We start from the raw sequence: 21,443 nt of genomic DNA on the forward strand, positions 1-21,443 counted from the left end.
CTAGCATCGCAAGCTGCACCGATGGAGTTGCTGCCTGCTCGTGTGCCTTTCTCTCTCCGCCTTCTATTGGCGGTGGCATCGGGCGGCATTTATGCCTTGGCCTTTCCGCCGCTGGGTTGGCGCTGGCTGGTCGTTCCGGGAGTGGCGGGCCTGCTGATTGCTCTCCAAGGTCAGCGTGGGTCAAGGGCTCGTGCGATGGGCTTTCTCCACGGATTGGCAGTCTTCGCCGTGGGATTGTCGTGGCTTTACGAACTTTTCGCAGCGTGGTCATTCTTCCTCTGGATCGTGCTGGCCGTCTTTCCCGCGGTATTCGCCCATTTTCAGGGGCTTGCCTCGGCTCGCGGCGTCAAGGGTTGGCACTTGGCGGCCTTTACCGCGCTCAACTGGGGAAGCTGGGAGTATATTCGTTCGGAGCTCTTTGCGCTCAAGTTCCCGTGGTTGAGCGTGGGCTCGGCCGTCGGGCCGAATGGCTTGCTGCCGTGGATCGGAGTCTATGGAGTGAGCGTCATTGTTGTTTTCGGGGCCGCGCTGCTCTCGTTGCAGCGTTGGAAGAGCGCAGCGGCATCGTTCGCCCTGGTGCTGGGTGCTTATCTGTTAGTTCCTCGTCATCCGGATCCAAGCGCCGACGATCCGGCTGCGGTGAAAGTCGGCGGCATCCAGTTGGAAGATGCCTCGGTCCACGACTTCGTGACCGCGACGGAAGGGCTGCCTCAAGATCTTCAGTTCGCGGTGTGGCCGGAATATGCGGTGCCCTACGACATCCGGGCCGACGTGAACGAGTGGAAGCTCGTTCAGCAGCTCTGTCGTGACCGCGATGTTACTCTCACCTTCGGCACCCAGCGTCATGAGACAGGCGGCGAGGTGTGGCGCAACATCGCGCTGACCGTCGATCCCGGTGGGACGCGCGGCGAACACAACAAGGTTCACACCGTGCATTTCTTCAACGACGGGGTCGCCGGCACGACGGCCCTGCCGGTCGATACTCGCCACGGCAAGGTGGGAACGCCGATCTGTTTCGATTGCGACTACGAGGGTGTCACCCGCCGCATGACCGCCGCCGGAGCGGAAATGTTCATCGTCCCGGTGATGGATGCGAAGCCGTGGACCGCTCGCCAGCACGATCAGCACGCGGAGCTGATGCGGATCCGGGCCTGTGAGAATGGCCGGTGGATGTTTGTCTGCGCGACTTCCGGGGTGTCCCAGGTGATCGATCCGAATGGGATGGTGCATGGCCGCCTTGGCGCGATGGTGGAAGGAGTCCTTGTCGGCTCGCTGCGGCGAGAGTCGGAACTTACCTTTTACACCCGCTTTGGCTGGCTCACACCGTGGATGGTCCTCGGAATCGCGGGCGCATCATGGGTCCTGTTGCTGTGGCCGAAGCGTCGCGATAGAGCGGCACAGGCCAAGTCTGCGTGAATCCTCACCGCGGAATCGGTGGCGGACCGGGACGGACAAACTCGTGATCGGTCAGCGTCTTGAGAAAGGCGACCAGTGCCGCCTTGTCTGCTTCGCTGAGCTTCAGGCCCTCCGTCGGGTGCTTGGCCAGATTCGGATCGAGCGTCGGGCTGCGGTGCAGGCCGTGGTCGTAGTGATCAATCACATCCTCCAGCTTCGTGAAGCGCCCGTCGTGCATGTAGGGCGCGGTGCGGGCGACATTGCGAAGGGACGGCACGGCAAACTTGCCGAGATCCCCATCGAGTTTCGTCGCGGCTTGCCGGCCGAGGTCGTCGGTAAACGAGAGGCCGTTGTTGGCGAAGGCGGCACTTTGGAACATCGGCCCGCCGTGGCAGTGGAAGCAGTCCGCGCCGCGTTGGCCGCGGGCGGGGTCGAACTCGGTGTTGAAGAGCTCGGCGCCACGCTTTTCCTCGGAGGTGAGCTGGGCTTGACCGCGGATGGCCCGGTCGAACTTCGAGTCGTCCGAGACCAAGGTGAGCAAGAACTGCTCCAGTGCCCGTCCCAACCGGTCGGCATTTACCTCCGGTGTCCCGAACGCCGCATCGAACATGTGCGGATAGTGTCTGCCCTGCCCGACCTTCTTCACGACGTCCGGGAGCGTGGCATGCATCTCGATGGGATTCTGGATCGGCTCGAGCGATTGAGCCCGCAGGCTCGGCGAGCGACCGTCCCAGAAGAAGGACGACTTCCACGCGAGGTTGAAGAGCGGCATCGACTGCCGGGTGCCGCTGTCGCCGAAGGCACCGATGCTGAAAGTCCGCCGGTCGCTGAAGAAATCGCGGCGCTCGTGGCAAGTCGCACAGGACTGTGTGCCATTGCCACTGAGGCGCGTGTCGTGGAAAAGACGCTCACCGAGCATCACGCCTTCCTCGGTGAGCGGATTGTCAGCGGGTAAGGCCGGGTGGGGGAAGGTGGAGGAAAAACGGAATCGGTAGGGCGTCGCGCCCGGGGCGATGAGCGCGTTGTTTTTGGCCGCTGCCTCGGCCCGCGTGGGTGTCGGTTGCAGGCTTTCGATCCGGAACGCCTTGGGAAGATTCGCTTTCAGAGTCGCCGCCAAGGGGTCGCCGGGGCGAGAATGGGTGGTCGATGCCTCTTCAGCAATGGTCACTCCCGCAAAGATCTCCGAGGCATCAAAGCCGAGGTGCAGCGTGTGGTCGCGTTGGAGATCGACCTCCAGTGGCAGCTCCACCGTCATTAAGTTCCCGTCGTTGGCGATGTGGAACGAGTAGCCGCCGATCTCGCCTTCCTTGCCGCGCCACAGGCCCTCCACGGCGGCAAAGATGTAGCCGCCCTGCCAGCCCCAGTGCATGCCGTTGACGGTGGGATTCAGCGGATGCCCGGCGGGATGGACGGCCGGGTCGCCCTTGTTGGTCTCCGGCGGGACCCCGATGTGAAAGCGCAGCCCCGTGTATTTTCCGGCGGGGATATCGCCCAAGCCGAAGCGGGTCCGGCCTTCGCGGAGGTTCACGAAGGCGGACCATGTCTCCGCGCTCAGCCAGTCGCCGGCAGCGGTCTGGAGCTCTGCCTTGGAAAGCAACAGATCGCAGCGGGTCAGGGAGATGCGTTGGCCAGCCATGGTTTCCAAAGCCAGCGTATCGAAGGCCAGCGGCAGGGTGCCGAAGGTCGGGCGCAGCTCAACATCCAGCCGCTGCCCGGCATTCAGCAGCGGGGCGAGGACCAGCAGCAAGGCGGAGAGGCGTGCGATCATTTCCCGCATCATGCCGGATCGATCATGAATGGCCGGTGAATGGGTGCGCTTTGGTCACGATTCATCGTGCATTCATGATCCGGATGTTAGTTTCCTGCCCGCGATGCGATTGCTCATTGCCGACGACGAGCCCGACCTTCTTCGCGCCCTTTCCCAAGCGATGCGCGAGGAGGGCTATGCCGTGGACGAGGCAGCCGATGGGACCGAGGCGCTCTACAAGGTCACCGAATGGGACTACGACGCCGTCATCCTGGACGTGATGATGCCCGGACTCGATGGCTTCGAGGTGCTGCGCCGCCTGCGGGAGATCAAGAGGACTCCGGTGCTGATGCTCACCGCACGGACCAAGGTGAATGATCGGGTCCACGGGCTCGATGCCGGGGCGGACGACTATATTTCAAAGCCGGTCGATTTGGTCGAACTCGCCGCCCGCGTCCGCGCGATCGTCCGTCGTGCGCAGGGTGATGCGAGCTCGGTGATCACGATCGGTGATGTGAAAATCGATACAGCCGCGCGCCGGGCCACCAAGGGCGGGGGGGCGGTGCCGCTTACCGGCGGCGAGTATCCCTTGCTGGAATTTCTTGCCCGCCGCCGTGGAAAAACGGTCACCCGCACCGATCTCTACAATCACCTCTACGACGAGAACGACACGCCGCTCTCCAACATCATCGACGTGCAGATCTCCAACCTTCGCAAGAAGCTCGGCCCGACCTTCATCACCACGCACCGGGGCCTCGGCTACAGCATCGACGCATGAGTTTCCGCAAGTCCATCCGCTGGCGCATCCAAGCGTGGCACGGCCTGCTGTTGCTGGCGATGACCGCCGGCTTCGGAGTGACGGCCTACCGGCTGGAGAGGACCAATGCCTACCGCCGGATGGACGATGACCTGAAGGGCCACCTCGGCACCTTGGCGGCTGCCTTGGATCGTGGCGGGCCACGGGGTGGCGAACGTGATGAGGAGCGCGGCGGACCACGGGGCGGAGAGGGCGGCGGGGAGCGCGGCGAACGTCCTCCTCCGCGGCCTCCGCGGCCCGGTCAGGGGCCACCGCCGAAGTTCCAGACGCCCGCGATCATGGCGGCATTCTCTCCCGGTGAGCCCGATCCATTTTACTATCAGGTGTGGACCCGCACGGGCGATCCGCTGACGAAATCAGACACGGCACCCGCGGGAATCGGGCGACCGGAGAACGGAACACTGGATCCCAAGCCCAGGTCACGGGAGGGCTTCCGCGAGTGCTACCTTTTCACGCCGCCGGGCGAGTGCCTGCTGGTGGGGCGGTCATTGGTTTCGGTCGATAGGGCCATGCGGGACTTCGGGTGGAAGACCGCGGGGATCGGCGGCGGGCTGTTAGCCGTCGGACTCGCCGTTGGCTGGTGGATCTCGTCGCGGGCGCTGCGTCCAATCACCGCGATCAGTGTCGTCGCCACGAGGATCGCCGAAGGCAATCTCAAGGAGCGGATTCACACGCCGGAGACCGATAGCGAGTTGGGCCGGCTGGCATCCCTGTTAGACGACACGTTCCAGCGCCTGGATGCCGCTTTTGATGAGCAGGCGCGCTTCACATCGGATGCGGCCCACGAGCTGCGGACACCGGTTTCGATCATCTTGGCGCAATCGCAGCTCGCCCTGTCACGCGAGCGTGAACCAGCCTACTACCGTGAGACCATCGAGACCTCGCAGCGGGCCGCCAAGCGGATGCAGGGCTTAATCGAGTCGCTGCTCCAGCTCGCGGTCCTGGATGCGGCGGCCGGCCCGCTGGATCTTCAGGCCGGAGACTTGGCGAATGTCTGCCAGGAGCTGCTGCCGTCGCTCGCGGTTCTGGCGGAGGAAAAGGGCAGCACGCTGGTGGCGGATCTCTCACCGGCGGCTTGCCGCATGAACGCGGAGCAGATCGGACAGATCGTTACGAACCTCGTGGGCAACGCAGTGAAGTTTTCTCCACCCGGGTCCGAGATCCGCGTGTGGACGGGACTTCAGGGGGATCGCGCCTGCTTCTCGGTTCACGACAATGGGCCCGGCATCGCTGCGGAGCACCTGCCTCATTTGTTCGAGCGCTTTTACCGGACCGATCGCTCGCGCAGCAGCGCGACCGGCGGCACGGGCCTGGGACTGGCGATCTGCAAGCGCATCGCCGATGCCCACGGGGCGAATCTCTCGGTTGAAAGCGAGGTGGGGAAGGGTAGCGTTTTTTTCTTCGAGTTGCAGCGATTCACGTTGGGTTCATGATGGGTTTGTTAGGACGGGAGCATGAAGCACCCGATCCTGCTGCTGACTGCTCTCCTGCTTGCCAACGCTAATGCGGACTCGAAGCTTTCGAGTTGGTACACCGCGAATGCGGGCAAATACGCCCGGATCCAAGAGACCGATGCCGAGGCGGTCGCTGGAACCTCGAAGACCACGTGGACCCGCACCACGGGCATGTTCACACTCGCCCAGACGACGCCGGCCTATGCCGGGCCGACCCAGATCGACTACAGCACGAATTGGGTGTATGTTCGCACGCCCTCGCTGGGCACCTACACGATGGGGCCATGGTACAATAATGCCGCGAAGACCCAGCTCTTCATCAACGTGCCGAAGAACCAAGGGCTGATCATCCGCATCCCGCGCACCGCCACCACCATCCCCACAACGAAGACGCAGATCAATGGCTTGAACATCGGTGGCGTGATGCAGCCTGCCGCAGGCTACTATGTGGATGGCGTCAGCCTTTACGATCCTACCGATGGCTTCAGCTATAGCGGCGGGAGCGAGACCTCACCCGGCACCGGCCAATGGCATCGCGACGCCTATGTCAACGAGAGCATCACCTTTGACTACTCGATGGCGCACCAGCAGAACACCGGATTCTACCATAACCACGCCAACCCGCTGGCGCTGCGCTACCAGCTTGGCGACGCGGTGAGTTTCAATAGCACCACGAAGAAATACGCGGAGACCATGAGCCCGACGGCTCACTCACCGATCGTGGCGTGGATGATCGACGGCCTGCCGGTCTATGGACCCTACGGCTACGCCAGTGCGATGAACGCGAACAGCGGCGTGCGACGCATGGTCGGTGGTTTTGTAAAACGGGATGGCAACACTACGGGAGTGGACAACATCACGACCGCTGGCCGCACGCTGCCCGCGTGGATGTTGCGGAACAACGGCAATACCAGCGCCACCGGCCCGACTGTCAGCACCACTTACCCGCTCGGTCGCTATATCCAGGACTGGGCTTACCTGGGCGACCTGCAGAAGAGCGCCGGGGCGAACTACCAGCAGGGAGTCGATTTCGACCTCAATGAATACAATGTCCGCTACTGCGTGACCCCGGAGTTCCCCAGCGGGACGTGGGCCTACTTCGTCAACATCTCCAGCACCGGTACGCCGCAGTTTCCCTACATGTGCAACCGCTGGTTCTACGGCACGCCAACAGGCGGCAAGGTCAACAGCATCACGGAGACGGTCACCAATCATTTCCTGGGCGGACCCAATCGGCCGCTTGCCATCCCGGAGACGCCAGTCGTGGCTGGCGGTAACGTGACCCTCACCTGGAATGCGGTGGAAGGCGGAACCTATTCCGTCGACGCCTCGACCACCGGGACGACTTGGACGAACAAGGCGACCGGTCTAACGGTGAGCAATGCCAACACCAAGTCGAATACCCACACGGCACTTGGAACGACCGGCACTGAGCACGCCCGTGTGCAACGCACCGCCTTGGCCACGTATGACACCACCGGAGTGGTCACTCCTACCGTTTCTCAAACGGCGACGACGAACTTCCTGCTGGGGACTCCACCCACGGCTCCGACGCTGACGGCCATCTCCACCTTGAACGGCGCAACGGAAGACACCGCATTCACCATCAGCCATGCCGACCTCGCCGCTGCGGCCGACGAAGCGGATGCGAACGGGGATGCAATCAGCTTCCGCATTGAGTCGGTGGTTTCCGGTTCGCTGACGAAGAACGGTGCCGCCGTGATTGCGGGCAGCACCTTGATCGCCGCGGGCGAGTCGGTCGTATGGACTCCCGGGGCCAACGAGAATGGCACGCTTGCAGCCTTCACGGTTAAGGCATGGGATGGAGCGCTCGCTTCTAGCAGCGCTATCACGGTGACTGCTTCTGTCGCCGCGGTCGTGGATCCGAACAACGCGCCCGTCATGAATCCGGTGACCATTTCGCGCGACCTCGGCATCGGCAGCACCGATTCATTGGCTCATTCCTTCTTCGTGAGTCAGACCAATCCATCCGATTCCGACGGCGATCCGATCCAGTTCCGGATCGAATCGGTGCCGAATGGCTCGCTCACCAAAAATGGGGTGCCAGTTACCCCCGGCGTCACCACGCTAGCCAGCGGCGAAGCACTCATCTGGAGCCCCGCCGGGCTGGCCCCGGACACTTCCCGGGTGGGATTCACGCTCAAGGCATGGGATGGCGCGGATGCCTCGGTGAACACGGCCACCGTCCAGTTCTCCGTGAAGCAGACCTTCGATCACTGGGCCGAGGACTTCGATCTCACGGGAGATGATGCCTTGCCCGGTGCCGATCCCGACCACGACGGCATCCCCAACGCGTTAGAGTTCTCCTTTGGCTCGAGTCCGGCCGTCGTTTCCGGGAATCCAGTCAGCAGCACCGTCGCAGAAGGCTATCTGACGCTCGTCTTCCCCCGGGCCGACGGCTCCGAATGGGATGTGGATATCGCCGTGGAGACCAGCACGGATCTGGATGAATGGGACATTTACTGGCTCCATGAAAGTCCAGAGGACGGCCTGATCTATTCGTTCGGGGAGAATGGCGAGGCGGCGGATACCATCACGATCAAAATCCCGGTAGGCACGAATCCCATTCGGTTTGCCAGGGTGCGGGCCGACGAGGATTGACGCCCTGATGCCATCGAACCCGTTTCCGGCGCTGGACGGCCCGGGGGCGGGATGGCATGAAGCGCGCATGTCCGATGTGCTCTTGATCCGCCAGGTCCGCGTGGTTTCCGAGGATTCCCCCACCTTTGTCGACGCCGACGTGAGGGTGGAGAAGGGGATCGTCACCGCGGTGGCTGCCGGTTTGCCGGTGCCGGACGGGGCGAGGGTCATCGAGGGCAAGAACCGCTTGCTGATGCCGGCGATGTTCGACGCCCACGTGCATTTCCGCGAGCCTGGATTCGAGGCGAAGGAGGATATTGCGAGCGGCACCGAGGCGGCGATCAACGGTGGCATCACCGGCATCGTCATGATGCCGAACACCTCGCCGGCCATCGACTCCGCCAGCGTGGTGAAGATGGTCCTCGATAAGGCCAAGGCCGTCTCCCGCATCCCGGTTTACACCTCCGGCTGCATCACCAAGGGCCGGCAGGGCAAGGAACTCGCAGCCATCGATGGCATGCGCGCGCTCGGCGTGAAGATGCTCACGGACGATGGGGACGGGGTGGGCGATCCGGCAGTGCTCTACCGGGCCATGCAGTATGCCAGCGAGTTCGGCATGTTTTTCGCCAGCCACTGCGAGGTTCACGAACTAGCCGGCCCTCGCGCGCTCAATGATGGACCGATGTCTTACAAGCTCGGCATCAAGGGCAGCCCGGCCTGCGCCGAGGAAATCATGATCGACCGGGACATCCGGCTCGCCCATGCCACCGGCGCTCGCATCCACATCCAGCACGTCTCCAGCAAGCTCGGCATGGAGACCATCCGCTGGTGGAAGGAGCGTGGCGACGTGAAGGTCACCGCCGAGGTCGCGCCGCACCACCTGATGTTCCGCGATGAGGACATCGGCAACTACGACACCCACTACAAGATGAACCCGCCGCTGCGCACGGCGGAGGACAACGTGGCTCTGTTAGAAGGGCTGAAGTCGGGTGTCTTCGACCTGCTGGCGACCGATCACGCGCCGCACACGCCGTTCGAGAAGGCCCAGGATTTCACCAGCGCTCCGAACGGGATCACCGGCTTGGACACCGCCCTGGTCTCGATGTTCGACCGCTACGTGACGACCGGAGCCCTCACTTGGGACGTACTGGTAAAGCGCTACTCCGCCGAGCCCCGCCGCCTGATGGGACTCGAGCCGGTGCCAGTCGCGGAAGGCAAGCCGGCCGAGTTCATCCTCTTCGATCCCGAGGGCAGCACGACGTTTTCAGTCGAGTTCATGAAGTCGAAGAGCCGCAACACGCCTTTCCTCGATCAAATGTTGAAGGGCAGCATCGACCTCGTGGTGCGAGGGGAAGACGTTCTGCTGGAGAGGTAATCGCCATTGCCGGGTAGGACGCGGGTTAGATCATGGCGCAATGAAATTCCCATGGGTTTGGAAAACGACAGAGTGGTCGATGCGGTAGGAATCGAGAATGCGACTGGCATCGTGGTGCTGACCATCGCAGATAGCTGGGACTGGAATGACGTTTACGGGCACCTTATGGCACTCCAGGCCAAGCTTAATACCTACATCAGCTTCGTCGAAGGAGGACAGTTGTTGGAAGAGTATCCTTTGGCAGAGGGTTGTCCGTTGACCATCGACATCGTCACGAAGTTTCCTATGGATCCGAAAGGGGCTGAACTTTTGACGATGGCCGCAGATGTATGCCGGGATCTTGAAATCGAGATCAGAACCCGGCATGTGGCTATCTAGCCGCGGGTCTTTTCTTCCCCCCCCGAAAAAAAACGCCGCCCCTTGCGAGGGCGGCGTTGAAGGAGCTGGCTTGATCAAGCTTGGTCGATCGTCTTCTCCGTCGAGGCGTCGACGATGAGGAAACGCTCGCGATGCAGCGACGGATCCGAGCGGAAGATCAGGCGACCGGAGTGCTGGCGCTCGAGTTCCACGAGGTGCTTGCTGTCCTCGGTCTTGAAGCGATTGAGCACGTCCGGATTGACCACCACGACGAGGTCGCCGGCTTGGTCGCGGTGCTTGTTGATGACGGTGACGATGCGGCGCTGGATTTCCACGCTCATGGTCATCGGTGTCTTCACGCGGCCGCGGCCTTGGCAATAAGGGCAGGGCTCGAACATCGTGTCGCGCAACGACTCGTTGAGGCGCTGGCGGGTCATTTCCATCAGGCCGATCGCGGAGATCTGCAGGACCTGGGTCTTGGCCTTGTCCTTCTTCAGACGGTCCTTCATCGCCTTGTAGACCGTCTGCTGGTCCTTGCGATGGCGCATGTCGATGAAGTCCACCACGACGAGACCGCCGATGTTACGGAGTCGGAGCTGGCGGGCGACTTCCTGGGCAGACTCGACGTTGGTTTCGAGGATCATCTTGTCCACGTCCTTCGAGCCGCGGTTGCGACCGGTGTTGACGTCGATGGAAATGAGGGCCTCGGTTTCGTCGATGACGATGTAGCCGCCGCAGGGCAGCCAGACTTGGCGCGAGAAGGCCTCGTCGATCTGCTTCTGGATGCCGACGGCCTCGAAGATCGGCTGGTTGCTCGGCATGTGATGGATGCGGCGTTTCGCGCGGCGAGACACCTTGCCGGCGATCTCGCGGATGAACTCCGTGGTCTGGGCGTCGTCGCAAAGGACTTGGTCCACCTCATCCGTGAGGAAGTCGCGAGCGGTGCGCTCGATCAGGCCGGGCTCCTGGAAGACGCACAGCGGCGCCGGGCCGGAGTCGCGCTTGTCTTCCACGCCATGCCACTGCTCCAGCAGCATCGCGAGGTCGCGCACGAAGTGGCGGGCGCGAGTGCCGTGGGCCACGGTGCGCATGATGATGCCCATGCCATCCGGCACGCTGAGCTTCTGCATGATCTTGCGAAGGCGCTGGCGCTCCTTCGGGTCCTCGATCTTGCGGGAAATACCGAACTGCTCGGTGTAGGGCATCAGCACGAGGTAGCGGCCGGCCAACGAGATGTTGGTGGTGACGCGCGGACCCTTGGTGCCGATCGGCCCCTTGGAGACCTGGATCATGATTTCCGAGCCGATCGGATAGATGCTCGGGATGTCCTTGGAGGTGATCTTCTGCTGTTGTTTTTTCTTGGAACCGGCGCGCTCGATTTCCTCGAGGCCGGCATCAAGTGCGGCGGGAATGGCATCCCAAAAGTGAAGGAAGGCGTTCTTATCGAGGCCGATGTCGACGAACATGGCCTTGAGGCCCTGCTCGATGTTCTTCACGCGGCCTTTGAAGATGCCACCGACGATGTTCTGTTCGCCTTCGCGTTCGACGGTGTATTCTTCAAGGACGCCGTTATCGAGGAGTGCGACGCGCCGTTCAAGGCGCTCAACATTGACGATGACCGTATTGCCTTCCTTCGGATTCGGTCGCCCGATGCCGAGGAAGCGTTTGATTTTCTGGATCATGGATTTGATGGAGAGGAAAGGGTGGAAAAGGGGTTAGCGATTGCGGGGTGGAGCTTTGCGAGGTTTGGTCACCCTTCCTTCATCATCGGCCTCAGGGGTGATGGTGGGTTTCGGGGTGACCGTTTGGGAATCGGGAAGAGGTTCGGTGGGGATGCCGGCGGCGGTTGCGGCGTCGGTGCCTTCGTTGCCGGTCTCGCCATCGTCTTGGCTGACGTCGATGGCAGCGAGCACGTCCTCGGGCAATGCGATCTCCTTGATCGGGTCAAGGTTGCCGACGACAGGTTCGAGCGGGTGGAGCGGCAGCCTCATGCCCTCGTCGCGGGCCATCAGGCCACGGAAGAGGAGGTGCACCAGCGGGCCGCAGACCGCGCCGCCGGACTTGCCGTTTTCCACCAGCATGCAGACGGCGTACTTCGGCTTGTCGTAGGGAGCGAAGGCAATGGTCCAGGCGTTGTGCAAGTCGAGCACCTTGCTGACCTGTGCGGTGCCGGTTTTGGCGGCGACTTCGTAGCCGGGGATCTTGGCACGGCCGGCGGTGCCACCGGGAACGTTGACGGCCATCCGCATGCCTTCGCGAATGAGATTCAAGTCGGAGGCCTTCATGCCTTCCTTGAGCAGGTCCACTTTGAGCCGCGGCTCGTCCTTGATGACCTCCTCGTTCTCGGTGCCTTTGTGGGCGATCGCCCGCTTCACCAGGCGCGGGTGATAGTAGCGGCCGCCGTTGGCGACGCACGAGACCACGGCGCATAGTTGCAGCGGTGTTGCCAGGGCATTGCCCTGCCCGATCGAAAGGAAACCCATGTCGATCGGTGTGACCTTGGCGTTTGGCCGCTCGCGCTGCCAGGTGCGGCTTCCCGTGACGAGGCCCGGGCTTTCGTTGGGAAGGGGGATGCCGGTCTTCTCGCCGAGGCCGAGCATCGCGAACCCATCGGCCATGCCCTTCGCGCCGATCGAGCCGGCGAGCTGCATGAAGTACGGATTGCAGGATTGTTGGATGGCCTTGGGCAGGGTGAGCCCGCCGTGGCTGCCGCCTTTCTGAGCGATCCAGCAGCCGACTTTGGCACTGCCGTAGGAGAGATAGCCGCTACAACTGTAGCTCTTGGTGGCGAAGCCCTTCGTTGCTCCGACCAATGCTGTTGGGACCTTGAAGGTGGAGCCCGGAGGGAACCGGCTGATGGCCCGGTCGATCAACGGCTTGATCTTCGCAGTCTCATATTCGGCATTCTTTTCCTTCGAGATGCTTGGAATGAAATCGTTCGGGTTGTAGTCCGGCACGGAAGCCATCGCCAGGATCTCACCGGTCTCGACGTCCATCACCACGCCGGAAGCCGTGCCGGCACGGCGGAGGATATTCGACAGGAGATACTGAACCTCGGCATCGATGGTCAGTGTCACTTCCGCGCCGATGCCGGGATCGACCGCATCGACGAGGGTCTCGCCGAGGATCTTGCCCTTCTCGCTCTTGACCACCTGCTTCCATCCTTCGGAGCCGCGCAAGATGTCATCGAGCGTTGCCTCCACACCGGCCACGCCCTTGTCGTCGCCCACATACTGGTAGCCATACTGGCGTCGCGCGTCCTCGGGGATGTCGCCGGTGGCCCACTGGCGCAGGTAGCCGAGCGTGTGGCACGAGAGCGCCTTGTAAGGATATTCACGGAGCGGCCGGACGTTCAGATAAACGCCGGGAATATCGAGCGAGTGTTCCGCGAATTTCGCGAAGTCCTCGTAAGTGATATCCCGGGTGTAAACGAAAGGCACCAGACCGCCGTGGGTCTTGTAGTGGGTGCGCAGCTTCTCGGCATTGAAATCCCGCTCCAACCCCAGATCAGTCAGCGGTTGGATGACGCGGGCCTTCACAATCTCCACGATGTCCGTCTCCGGACCCACACGCGGCATGCCCTTCTCCGACTGCTCCCGCTCGATGGTGGGATCCTCGGCCCGTTGGAGCCGATAGGCCCCGTGGATTTCCTCAAGGTTGAAGGAGATCTCGTACTGTCGCTTGTTGCGGGCTAGTTCGATGCCGTTGCGGTCCTTGATGGTTCCCCGGATGCCGGGTTCGCGGACGGTGATCTGGCGGTTGCCGGGGACCTGGTTCCGGTAGAAGTCGCGCTTGTCGATCTGGAATTCGTAGAGCCTCGACAGCAGCACGCCGAAGCCGAACAGCACAAGGGCGGTCAGGAGGTATACGCGAAGCCGGTAGCGAGGTTCCATGGTGGTTTCAGGCGATGGAGCGGCGTCGGCGTTGCTTTTTCTTCAATCCCTCGAAGCGGATTTCATGGCCGAACTTTCCGGCGACGAAGAACAGCACCCAAAAGACGAGCGGCGAGAACAGCATCGTCAGCGTGGAAGTGGCGGCGATCTGGTAGAGCGTGGCCTCGCTGAAGACGAACCCACCGCGGATGAAATTGATGATGAGATACTCCGCAGCCAGATAGACGAAGATCGAGATGCCCACCAACACGGTGGAGAACTGCCATTTGCCCTCGCGGAACAACGGCTGGATGCCCTGCATCAGGTAGCCGATCACGCCGTAGAGAAGGATCGAATGGCCGAAGCGCAGCGCCTCCGCGGGATACTTGTAAACCTCGGGATCCCCCCCCGCCGGGCCGAGTGCGCACTGCGCGTCCCACAGGAATCCGCAAACGAAAGCCAGCGCCAACATCACCGGCGGTCCCACCGTCACCGAGGCGCACAGGAAGACCAAGGTCACCAGCAGCAACCTCGCATTGTAGAGGCCTGTCAGCGCCGGGATGAACTGCTGCGCGGCGAGCGCCAGCAGAACAAGAACGAACAGGCTGAGAGCGTAACGGATCACGGAGTCACGGCAGGCAGAAGGAATACCGTGCTCAGATCCGTGAAATCGACCGACGGACGGACCAAAGCTTCGGAGTCGAGCAAGCCGGGAACGACTGACTCGACCGTGCCCACCAGGATATTCGCGGGGAATAGCCCCCCCCGCCCGGTGGTGAAAACCCGAGTGCCCGGACTGATCCGGGCCTTCGTGGAAAGGAATCGCAGGCGCAAACGAGGCCCGCCTTCATACTGGCCGCGCTGGCCGCTGAGAATGCCCGCTTCGGGAGTTCCCTCGAGCTTTACGGAGACCTGGCATGCCTCGTCCGTCAGCAGGATCACCGAGGAGACTCCGGTCTTGCCGACGCGGTCGACCTTCCCGACCAGGCCACCATCGGCAACGACCGGTTGGTGCAGGGAGACACCGCTTTCCTCGCCGCGGTCGATATCGACCGTTTGCCACCAGGTCGTAGGCTGACGGCGGATCACGCGGGCGGCTGTGGCCTTGAAATCCATTCGCTTCTGGAAATCCAGATCGCGGCGCAGGCGGGCGTTCTCCTCTTTCAGATCCTGGGCATCCGCCTCGACCAGGCGCAGACGGTCAAACTCGCCGCGCATCGTCTCGAGCTCGACTTCGAGTTCCTTCGAGTTGTGCACTTCGTCGAGATACGACCGTGCCTTCACTTCCATGGCGGAGCCCGCCGAGAGGAAAGGCGTCAGCCACTGGTAGTAGGTGGCTTGGATTTCCCTAACGGCGCGTTCGCTCCGGGTCAGGGCCCAGACGGTCCCGGCCAGAAAGAGAAGGAATGCGAGGAGATTGAGCGGCCTCATGGCGAGGAGCGCTTGGCGTTAAAGCCGATCAGTAGTGGGACGACGTTGTGACCCGCTTCAGCACCTCGATCTCCTGGAGCATCTTGCCGGTGCCTTCCGCCACGGCGCTGAGGGGATCCTCGGCGACATGGACCGGCAGGCCCGTTTCTTCCCGGAGAAGTCGGTCCAAGCCCCGCAACAAGGCTCCACCGCCAGCCAGCACGATGCCGCGGTCGACGAGGTCGGCGGCAAGTTCCGGCGGGCAACGTTCCAGCGTCGTGCGCACGGCATCGACGATGGTGGAAAGCGGGTCGGCCATGGCCTCGCGGATTTCCTGCGAGGTGATGGTGATGGTTTTCGGCAGGCCGGCCACGAGGTCACGGCCCTTCACATCCATGGTGATCTCCTTGGACAGGGGTGCCGCGGAGCCGAGTCGAATCTTGATATCTTCCGCGGTGCGCTCGCCGATCATCAGATTGTAGGCCCGCTTCATGTAGGAAACGATCGCCTCATCCAATTCGTCGCCGGCGGTCCGCACGGAGCGGGCGAAGACGATGCCGCCTAGCGAAATCAGCGCCACTTCCGTGGTGCCGCCGCCGATGTCCACGATCATGTTGCCGGAGGCATCCATGACCGGCAGGCCCACGCCAATCGCGGCGGCCATCGGCTCTTCCACGATATGGACTTCGCGAGCCCCGGCTTGTTCAGCCGACTCGCTGACCGCACGGCGCTCCACCTCGGTGATGCCGGAGGGGACTGCGATGACGACCCGCGGGTTGTTCCGCCGGCGGTTGTTCGCCTTGCGGATGAAGTGGCGTAGCATCGCCTCGGTGACCTCGAAGTCGGCGATCACCCCGTCTTTCAGGGGGCGGATCGCGACGATGTTGCCGGGCGTACGGCCGAGCATGCGCTTGGCATCGTCCCCGACCGCGAGGACTTCATTGGTGCCGGCCTTGACGGCGACGACGGAAGGTTCGCGCAGGACGATGCCCTGATCCTTGACGTTGACGAGGGTATTGGCGGTGCCGAGGTCGATGCCGATGTCGTTGGAAAACCAGCCGCCGAATAATCGAGCAAACATTCTAATGGTGAAAGGATTGGAAAAGAAAAATGACGGTCATCAGAGCCCCGGCGCGGCACCGTCCGCCGATTGCAAGGGTTCAAAAAAATTCGACCTCCCCGATTATTCGGGAAGGCGACGGACTATGGCGATCTGCACCCCGCGGGGTCAAGCGGGAATCCCTTGGGATACAAAGACCGGCGTCCGCCGGGCGGGTTCCTCACGCCAGCACCGGCCCGACCGCGGCATGGCGGGTCAGGAACTCATCTGCCAAGTTCGAGTAGGCGTTCGCGCCGATTCCCGTCGGATCGTGCTCGAAGATGGTCTTCGCGTAGCTCGGGGCCTCGCCCAGCCGGATGGTCCGCGGGATCACCGTGCGGTAGAGAGCCTCCGGGAAATAGTTGCGGACCTCATCGACGACCTGCTTCGCCAGGTTCGTGCGACCGTCGAACATGGTCATGACGATGCCTTCCAGCGACAGCTCCGAATTCGCGCCGGACTCCCGGATCTGGTCGATGACGTGGACGATCTTGGCCAAGCCCTCGAGGCCGAACCACTCGCACTGGAGCGGGATGAGAATCTCGTCGGCGGCGGCGAGGGCGGAGGTCATCAGGACGCCGAGGGAGGGGGGGGTGTCGAGAATGCAGACGTCGAAGAGATCGTTCGGTTTGAGCCCCTGCAGATGGGTGCGCAGGCGGGTCAGGTGATCATCGCCGCGGGCGAGTTCGATTTCCACGCCCGCCAGGTCCATGTGGGACGGGATCAGCGAAAGATTGTCGCGACCGGTGGGGATGATCTTCTCGCGGACGGTGGCCTGGCCGAGCAGGGCGGGATAGACCGTGCCCTCGCCATCGCACTCGATGCCCAGACCGCTGGTGGTGTTTGCCTGCGGATCGAGGTCGATCAATAGCACGCGTTGCCCGCGCAAGGCGAGGGCGGCGGAAAGGTTGAGCGCGGTGGTGGTTTTCCCCACGCCTCCTTTTTGATTGGCGACAGCGACGACTTTCATGAAGCGGCGAACAGCGAGCGGCGCGCAGTCTTCCGGGCTGGTGGCGCGGTGGCAAACAAAACCGCGACCGTGGCGGAAATCCCTTTTCATCCGGCAGGTGCCGAGCTTTGAGCGTGCTTCGAGGGGGCCGGGGACTTTAGCATCCCGACGCCCATGAAACTTCCGGCGCTCCCCCTCCGGCTTCTGCTCGGTCTCCTTGCCGTTGCCTCACTGCTCGCGGACGTTGTGGTGCCGCCCGGAGGCAGTGATCTGGCAGGGGAGTCGGCCTTGAAAGTCCATGCCGATCCCGGCCACGCCACCGTGAGCCAACTGGAGGGTGGGGGATGGAAGATCGACGTGAACCGGCCGGACGAGGCGCGTGCCTTCCTCGCCCAGGTCTCGCTCGATTGCCCCGCCGCTGCGCTCGAGCCTGGGGAAACCGTGCTCGCCTTGATCAAGGGCCGCGCCCCGGCAGGCAGTGCATCGATCGAGGCGAAGCTCCAGCTAGGAGGCCCGCCTTACACGATGGCGGCGCCGACCACGGCTTTGGAGCTGGGGACGGATCTCAAGGAAGTGCCGGTGGTGTTTCGCGTGACTGCGGCGATCGAAAAGGGCCGGGGCTCCCTGACCCTGCTGTGCGCGGGAAAACTGCAAACCGTGGAGATCGCCTCGATCCGCGTCTTTCACTATCCGGCCGGCACCGACACCTCGGGCTTTCCGCGGATCCGGCGAACTTATGCGGGCCGCGAAGCAGACGCGCCGTGGCGGAAGGCAGCACTCGATCGCATCGAGAAGCACCGCAAGGCCGACTTTTCCGTCCGTGTCCGGGGCGCTGATGGCGAGCCGCTGTCCAACGCCAAGGTCACGCTGACACTGCGCCGTCATGAATTCGGTTTTGGCGCGGCGGTCACCGCCGAACTGATGACGGCCGAGACCGAGGATGCGCGGAAATATCGCGAGCTGGTCGACCGGTTGTTCAGCCGCGTGGTGTTCGAGAACGACCTCAAGGATTTCGGCTGGGAAACCGGTGCTGCGGGAAAGGAAGAGCACAAGCAACGACTCGACCAGGCATTCGGCTGGCTGGGCCGGCGGAAGATCAGCGTGCGAGGTCACTATCTGATGCAGGTCGCCGTGCCGCCAAACTTGGCCGAGGTGACGGACAGCGAGGCGATCCGCCGCCATTTTCTCGACACGGCGCAAGAACGCATCGACTTCGCCCGCGACCGGGTCTGCGAGTGGGATGTCATCAACCACCCGGTGGCATGGAGTGGTGCCGACTTGCTATCGAAGCGACCGGGCTTGGAAAAGCTCGACCGCGAGATCTACGGACTGGCCCAGCGAGCGACCTCGCTGCCGTTCTTCGTGAATGAAGACCAGATCTTCCGTCCGGGACGGCAGGCGGACGAAACCTTTGCTTATCTCGAAGCGCTCAAGCGCGACGGCTTCCGTGTCGACGGACTCGGCAACCAGGCCCATTTCGACGAGAGCTTCCTGCCTTCGCCTGAACAACTCCTCGCCGTGACCGACCGGTTCGCCGCGTTGGCCCCGCGACAGGCGATCACCGAGTTCGACATTGTCACCCAGGACGATGAGGAACTCGCCGCCGACTACACCCGGGATGCGTTGATCGCCTGTTTCAGCCATCCCGCCTACACGGGGTTCCTGCTGTGGGGATTCTGGGAAGGCAGTCATTGGAAGCCGGAGGCCGCCTCGTGGAATCGCGACTGGTCCATCCGCAAACGCGGCGAAGTGCTGGAAGAATGGCTCGGCCGCCGCTGGACGACACAGGTCACGCTTACCACCGGGAAGGGAGGGCTCCTCCGTTGGCGGGGATTCCCGGGGCACTACCAACTCGAAATGGGGGACAAGCAGCAGGAGTTCTCAGTTTCCAAGGCCATCCCTGCAGCGACTGTCCAGATGCCTTGAGGGAATCTCGGCTCTTGCACGTCGCGGCGGCATCGCGGACGGATGGCGCGTGACCGAGGAATCCCCATCGACACCTAAAACCCAACGAAGCATCGCATTCCTGCTGTGGCTGGTGCCGCTCGGGCTGGTGCTCTCCAGCGGCATCGGCCTGTGGCTGCACTTCAGGGCCAAGGAGGCGGCCGCCAAGGTCGAGCAGGCGCGCTTCACCACGGCCATCAGCACGGACCTGCTGCGCGATGACATGGGCAAGCTGCTCACCTTTGTCGGCGAGCGCCACGTTTCCAGCGCTGCCGGCATCCAGGGTCTCAATCGCGCTGCGGCGATGATCGAGGGCTCGCTCGGGCCGGCCAACGCCGGGTATCGCATCGAAAGCATCGCGGGTCCGGAGATCGCGGAGAACCGCTGGACAATCCTGATCGCCACCCTGCGTGGCAGCGATGAACGGGCCGCCCCACTCTGGATCGTGACCCCCTACGACTCGCGTCCCGGCTCGCCCGGAGCAGAAGCCAATGCCAGCGGTATCGCCAGCGTGATGGCCACCGCCCACGCGCTCGCGAACTCCACGCCGAAGCGGGCGGTCCACTTCGCCTTCGTGCCGCATGCCTACGATGCCGAGGCACCGGTCATGGAAACTCAAGATCAGCTCTCGCGTCGGATCGGCAAGGCAAGCAGCACGGTGCTCGTCGTGGAAGCCACCGGATCTCGGGAGAAGCTGATGATCAGCTCGCGCGATGCTGACAATGCGGCGCTGCGGCAGGCCCCGGACCTTGGCGAAGTCGTCGGCGCGGACGCCATCTGCCTGGAGGATGACTTCGACCTTTCCTCCACGCTATTCGAGCTCGGGCTACCGGCCGCCCGGATTTCCACGCGTCCGGTGGTGAAGGCGGACGAAGCCGACGGCACGGCTCCCGATCCCGCGACGCATGCTGCCGCGACCCGGGCATTGGTGGCATTGATCGAAAGATTGTCGGGTTCATGAAAAAACCTCTTGCACGGCCCGGGGGGAACCCCTACCAAGCGCGCCACCTCGCCGCCGGTGAGGTCACAGGACACGAGGGGCATTAGCTCAGTTGGTAGAGCACTTGCATGGCATGCAAGGGGTCAGCGGTTCGAATCCGCTATGCTCCACTCCTCCGGTCCTCAGCGCCTTTCCTTTTGGTCGAAGGCGCAACCACTTCCCACGACGCCAGTGGCGTGCTCATGGCGTTCGAGGCGAAGCGGGTCACATTCCGGGATTTGGGCTTGGAAATACCGGCCCCGCGGGCTCAATCGCGATATGTTCAGTGCCAGCAAGCTTTCCGAGGATCAGAAGTCCGCCCTGCACCAATGGGCCGCCGAGGGCGCCAGCATCGCCGACCTCCAGAAGCGGCTGAAGGACGACTTCGACATCGGCATCACCTACATGGATGCCCGCTTCCTGGTGCTCGACCTCGGCATCGAGCTGCTGGAGGCCCCTAAGGATGAGAAGCCCGAAGAAGCCCCCAAGCCCGTTCCGACTGGCACGGTCGAGGTCACCATGGATGGCCTCGCGCTGCCTGGCGCGCTGGTTTCTGGCAAGGTGACTTTCTCTGACGGCGAGTCCGCCATCTGGATGCTCGACCATCACGGCCGTCCCGGGCTCGATCCCGACAGGGCCGGCTACCGCCCGAGCCAGGAAGACGTGATCAACTTCCAGAAGCAGCTCTCGGACTTGGTCCGGAACAAGGGCTACTAACGGTTCCCTGCAAGGACAGAAGGGTCCCGCCTTCGAATGATGAGCTGACTTATCTCATCATTGTTTTGCCTTGATGAAAAGACAGCGACACGATTGAGATAGGGTCGTGTCCAGATTCAAACTTGTTGCAATTGTCGCCCTCGTGGCGGGGCCGATCGTCGCATTCATGGGCTTCAAGGAGAAGCTGCGGATCGATAAGATCGAAAAGAACGGCGTCGAAGTCGCGGGTATCCCGACAGGCGGCGAGATGCGCAAAGGCCGCAAGGGTGCCAAGACGTATAAGATCAACGTGGTCTATCCCGTGGGAGGAAAGAACACCAAGGAATTCAAGGTCACGCGCAGCTACTTCGAAACCATCTCGAGCGGGGACGCTCTCACCGTGGATACCGTGCCCGTGAAGTACCTCGCCGATCAACCGGACGAGGCGATCATTGTTGGTGGCTCGGATGACGACCGGGCGATGCTTCCGTTCGGCATCGGTGCCTTCGTCCTCGGCGGAGCCGGCACCGCGTTCCTGTTCCGCAAGGGCGCTCGGGCAGCTTGAGGCCTCTAACATTTTTACGAGGAAGCACCGGCAGGGATCTCCTTGCCGGTGCTTTTTTGTGGAAGGCGTTCCGTTCTGAATGGCTCGGGATTGAGCCTGTTTTCGGGTGCCTCCGCCTACTGGGAGCGCGGAATCCATCCCACTGGAAGGGACCATTCGGGCGGGATGAATCCCGCGCTCCCA

General features: G+C 62.9%; 17 protein-coding genes and 1 tRNA gene. 11 read left to right on the top strand and 7 right to left on the bottom strand.

Going from position 1 to position 21,443, the window contains the following annotated elements; all coding sequences use genetic code 11:
• The first annotated feature begins 21 nt into the window (after positions 1–21).
• Complete coding sequence (locus OKA05_RS02380; protein ID WP_264485490.1) at positions 22–1,416, top strand: apolipoprotein N-acyltransferase; 1,395 nt, start codon at positions 22–24, stop codon at positions 1,414–1,416.
• A 4-nt stretch (positions 1,417–1,420) separates the two neighbouring features.
• On the opposite strand, the gene OKA05_RS02385 is transcribed toward OKA05_RS02380, so the two are convergent.
• The gene (locus tag OKA05_RS02385) at positions 1,421–3,163 is read right to left on the bottom strand and encodes an MbnP family protein (RefSeq protein WP_264485491.1); all 1,743 of its coding nucleotides are present in this window, start codon (positions 3,161–3,163) and stop codon (positions 1,421–1,423) included.
• A 103-nt stretch (positions 3,164–3,266) separates the two neighbouring features.
• On the opposite strand from OKA05_RS02385, the gene OKA05_RS02390 reads away from it, so the two are divergent.
• The 5 genes from OKA05_RS02390 to OKA05_RS02410 all read left to right on the top strand — a co-directional run bounded on the left by OKA05_RS02390 (position 3,267) and on the right by OKA05_RS02410 (position 9,767).
• Positions 3,267–3,920 (top strand): response regulator transcription factor, encoded by a 654-nt coding sequence (locus OKA05_RS02390; RefSeq protein WP_264485492.1) that lies wholly within the window; start codon positions 3,267–3,269, stop codon positions 3,918–3,920.
• Positions 3,917–5,392, top strand: coding sequence for a sensor histidine kinase (locus OKA05_RS02395; protein ID WP_264485493.1), 1,476 nt, complete (start codon positions 3,917–3,919; stop codon positions 5,390–5,392). Before OKA05_RS02390 ends, OKA05_RS02395 begins: the two co-directional genes overlap by 4 nt.
• 21 nt (positions 5,393–5,413) lie before the next feature.
• Positions 5,414–8,035, top strand: coding sequence for a YHYH protein (locus OKA05_RS02400; protein WP_264485494.1), 2,622 nt, complete (start codon positions 5,414–5,416; stop codon positions 8,033–8,035).
• A gap of 67 nt (positions 8,036–8,102) precedes the next feature.
• Positions 8,103–9,389 carry a dihydroorotase gene (locus tag OKA05_RS02405; RefSeq protein WP_264485495.1) on the top strand — a complete coding sequence of 429 codons (1,287 nt, stop codon included), beginning with the start codon at positions 8,103–8,105 and terminating at the stop codon, positions 9,387–9,389.
• 51 nt (positions 9,390–9,440) lie between these two features.
• On the top strand, positions 9,441–9,767 hold the full coding sequence (locus OKA05_RS02410) for a DUF6572 domain-containing protein (RefSeq protein WP_264485496.1): 327 nt from the start codon (positions 9,441–9,443) through the stop codon (positions 9,765–9,767).
• Between the two features lie 74 nt (positions 9,768–9,841).
• On the opposite strand, the gene OKA05_RS02415 is transcribed toward OKA05_RS02410, so the two are convergent.
• From OKA05_RS02415 to OKA05_RS02440, 6 genes are all read right to left on the bottom strand, one after another.
• Positions 9,842–11,428: an Rne/Rng family ribonuclease gene (locus OKA05_RS02415; protein ID WP_264485497.1), complete on the bottom strand. Its 1,587-nt coding sequence runs from the start codon at positions 11,426–11,428 to the stop codon at positions 9,842–9,844.
• A 33-nt stretch (positions 11,429–11,461) separates the two neighbouring features.
• Complete coding sequence (locus OKA05_RS02420) at positions 11,462–13,639, bottom strand: peptidoglycan D,D-transpeptidase FtsI family protein (RefSeq protein ID WP_264485498.1); 2,178 nt, start codon at positions 13,637–13,639, stop codon at positions 11,462–11,464.
• Positions 13,640–13,646: 7 nt separating this feature from the next.
• Complete coding sequence (locus tag OKA05_RS02425) at positions 13,647–14,243, bottom strand: hypothetical protein (RefSeq protein ID WP_264485499.1); 597 nt, start codon at positions 14,241–14,243, stop codon at positions 13,647–13,649.
• On the bottom strand, positions 14,240–15,049 hold the full coding sequence (gene mreC, locus OKA05_RS02430; protein ID WP_264485500.1) for a rod shape-determining protein MreC: 810 nt from the start codon (positions 15,047–15,049) through the stop codon (positions 14,240–14,242). The genes OKA05_RS02425 and mreC overlap by 4 nt, the downstream gene beginning before the upstream one ends.
• Positions 15,050–15,077: 28 nt before the next feature.
• Entirely contained in the window at positions 15,078–16,109 is a 1,032-nt protein-coding gene (locus tag OKA05_RS02435) for a rod shape-determining protein (RefSeq protein WP_264485501.1), read from the bottom strand.
• Between the two features lie 199 nt (positions 16,110–16,308).
• Complete coding sequence (locus tag OKA05_RS02440) at positions 16,309–17,097, bottom strand: ParA family protein (protein WP_264485502.1); 789 nt, start codon at positions 17,095–17,097, stop codon at positions 16,309–16,311.
• Between the two features lie 153 nt (positions 17,098–17,250).
• On the opposite strand from OKA05_RS02440, the gene OKA05_RS02445 reads away from it, so the two are divergent.
• The 5 genes from OKA05_RS02445 (at position 17,251) to OKA05_RS02465 (ending at position 21,260) form a co-directional block, all read left to right on the top strand.
• Positions 17,251–19,002, top strand: a complete 1,752-nt coding sequence (locus OKA05_RS02445) for an endo-1,4-beta-xylanase (protein WP_264485503.1) — start codon at positions 17,251–17,253, stop codon at positions 19,000–19,002.
• 49 nt (positions 19,003–19,051) lie between these two features.
• Complete coding sequence (locus OKA05_RS02450) at positions 19,052–19,981, top strand: M28 family peptidase (protein ID WP_264485504.1); 930 nt, start codon at positions 19,052–19,054, stop codon at positions 19,979–19,981.
• Positions 19,982–20,057: 76 nt separating this feature from the next.
• Positions 20,058–20,130: transfer RNA gene (locus OKA05_RS02455), tRNA-Ala, on the top strand.
• A gap of 148 nt (positions 20,131–20,278) precedes the next feature.
• On the top strand, positions 20,279–20,716 hold the full coding sequence (locus OKA05_RS02460) for a hypothetical protein (RefSeq protein WP_264485505.1): 438 nt from the start codon (positions 20,279–20,281) through the stop codon (positions 20,714–20,716).
• 106 nt (positions 20,717–20,822) lie between these two features.
• Positions 20,823–21,260: a hypothetical protein gene (locus OKA05_RS02465; RefSeq protein ID WP_264485506.1), complete on the top strand. Its 438-nt coding sequence runs from the start codon at positions 20,823–20,825 to the stop codon at positions 21,258–21,260.
• Positions 21,261–21,443: the final 183 nt, after the last annotated feature.

Source organism: Luteolibacter arcticus (genome assembly GCF_025950235.1).
In the GTDB taxonomy this organism is placed as follows: Bacteria; Verrucomicrobiota; Verrucomicrobiia; order Verrucomicrobiales; family Akkermansiaceae; genus Haloferula; species Haloferula arctica.

Bases quoted from the DNA above. Each gene is read 5' to 3' on its own strand.
- OKA05_RS02410 (WP_264485496.1), top strand. From the start codon at position 9,441: ATGGGTTTGGAAAACGACAGAGTGGTCGATGCGGTAGGAATCGAGAAT.
- OKA05_RS02395 (WP_264485493.1), top strand. From the start codon at position 3,917: ATGAGTTTCCGCAAGTCCATCCGCTGGCGCATCCAAGCGTGGCACGGC.
- OKA05_RS02415 (WP_264485497.1), bottom strand. From the start codon at position 11,428: ATGATCCAGAAAATCAAACGCTTCCTCGGCATCGGGCGACCGAATCCG.
- OKA05_RS02440 (WP_264485502.1), bottom strand. From the start codon at position 17,097: ATGAAAGTCGTCGCTGTCGCCAATCAAAAAGGAGGCGTGGGGAAAACC.
- mreC (WP_264485500.1), bottom strand. From the start codon at position 15,049: ATGAGGCCGCTCAATCTCCTCGCATTCCTTCTCTTTCTGGCCGGGACC.
- OKA05_RS02435 (WP_264485501.1), bottom strand. From the start codon at position 16,109: ATGTTTGCTCGATTATTCGGCGGCTGGTTTTCCAACGACATCGGCATC.
- OKA05_RS02400 (WP_264485494.1), top strand. From the start codon at position 5,414: ATGAAGCACCCGATCCTGCTGCTGACTGCTCTCCTGCTTGCCAACGCT.
- OKA05_RS02445 (WP_264485503.1), top strand. From the start codon at position 17,251: ATGAAACTTCCGGCGCTCCCCCTCCGGCTTCTGCTCGGTCTCCTTGCC.
- OKA05_RS02380 (WP_264485490.1), top strand. From the start codon at position 22: ATGGAGTTGCTGCCTGCTCGTGTGCCTTTCTCTCTCCGCCTTCTATTG.
- OKA05_RS02460 (WP_264485505.1), top strand. From the start codon at position 20,279: ATGTTCAGTGCCAGCAAGCTTTCCGAGGATCAGAAGTCCGCCCTGCAC.
- OKA05_RS02390 (WP_264485492.1), top strand. From the start codon at position 3,267: ATGCGATTGCTCATTGCCGACGACGAGCCCGACCTTCTTCGCGCCCTT.
- OKA05_RS02405 (WP_264485495.1), top strand. From the start codon at position 8,103: ATGTCCGATGTGCTCTTGATCCGCCAGGTCCGCGTGGTTTCCGAGGAT.
- OKA05_RS02420 (WP_264485498.1), bottom strand. From the start codon at position 13,639: ATGGAACCTCGCTACCGGCTTCGCGTATACCTCCTGACCGCCCTTGTG.
- OKA05_RS02385 (WP_264485491.1), bottom strand. From the start codon at position 3,163: ATGATCGCACGCCTCTCCGCCTTGCTGCTGGTCCTCGCCCCGCTGCTG.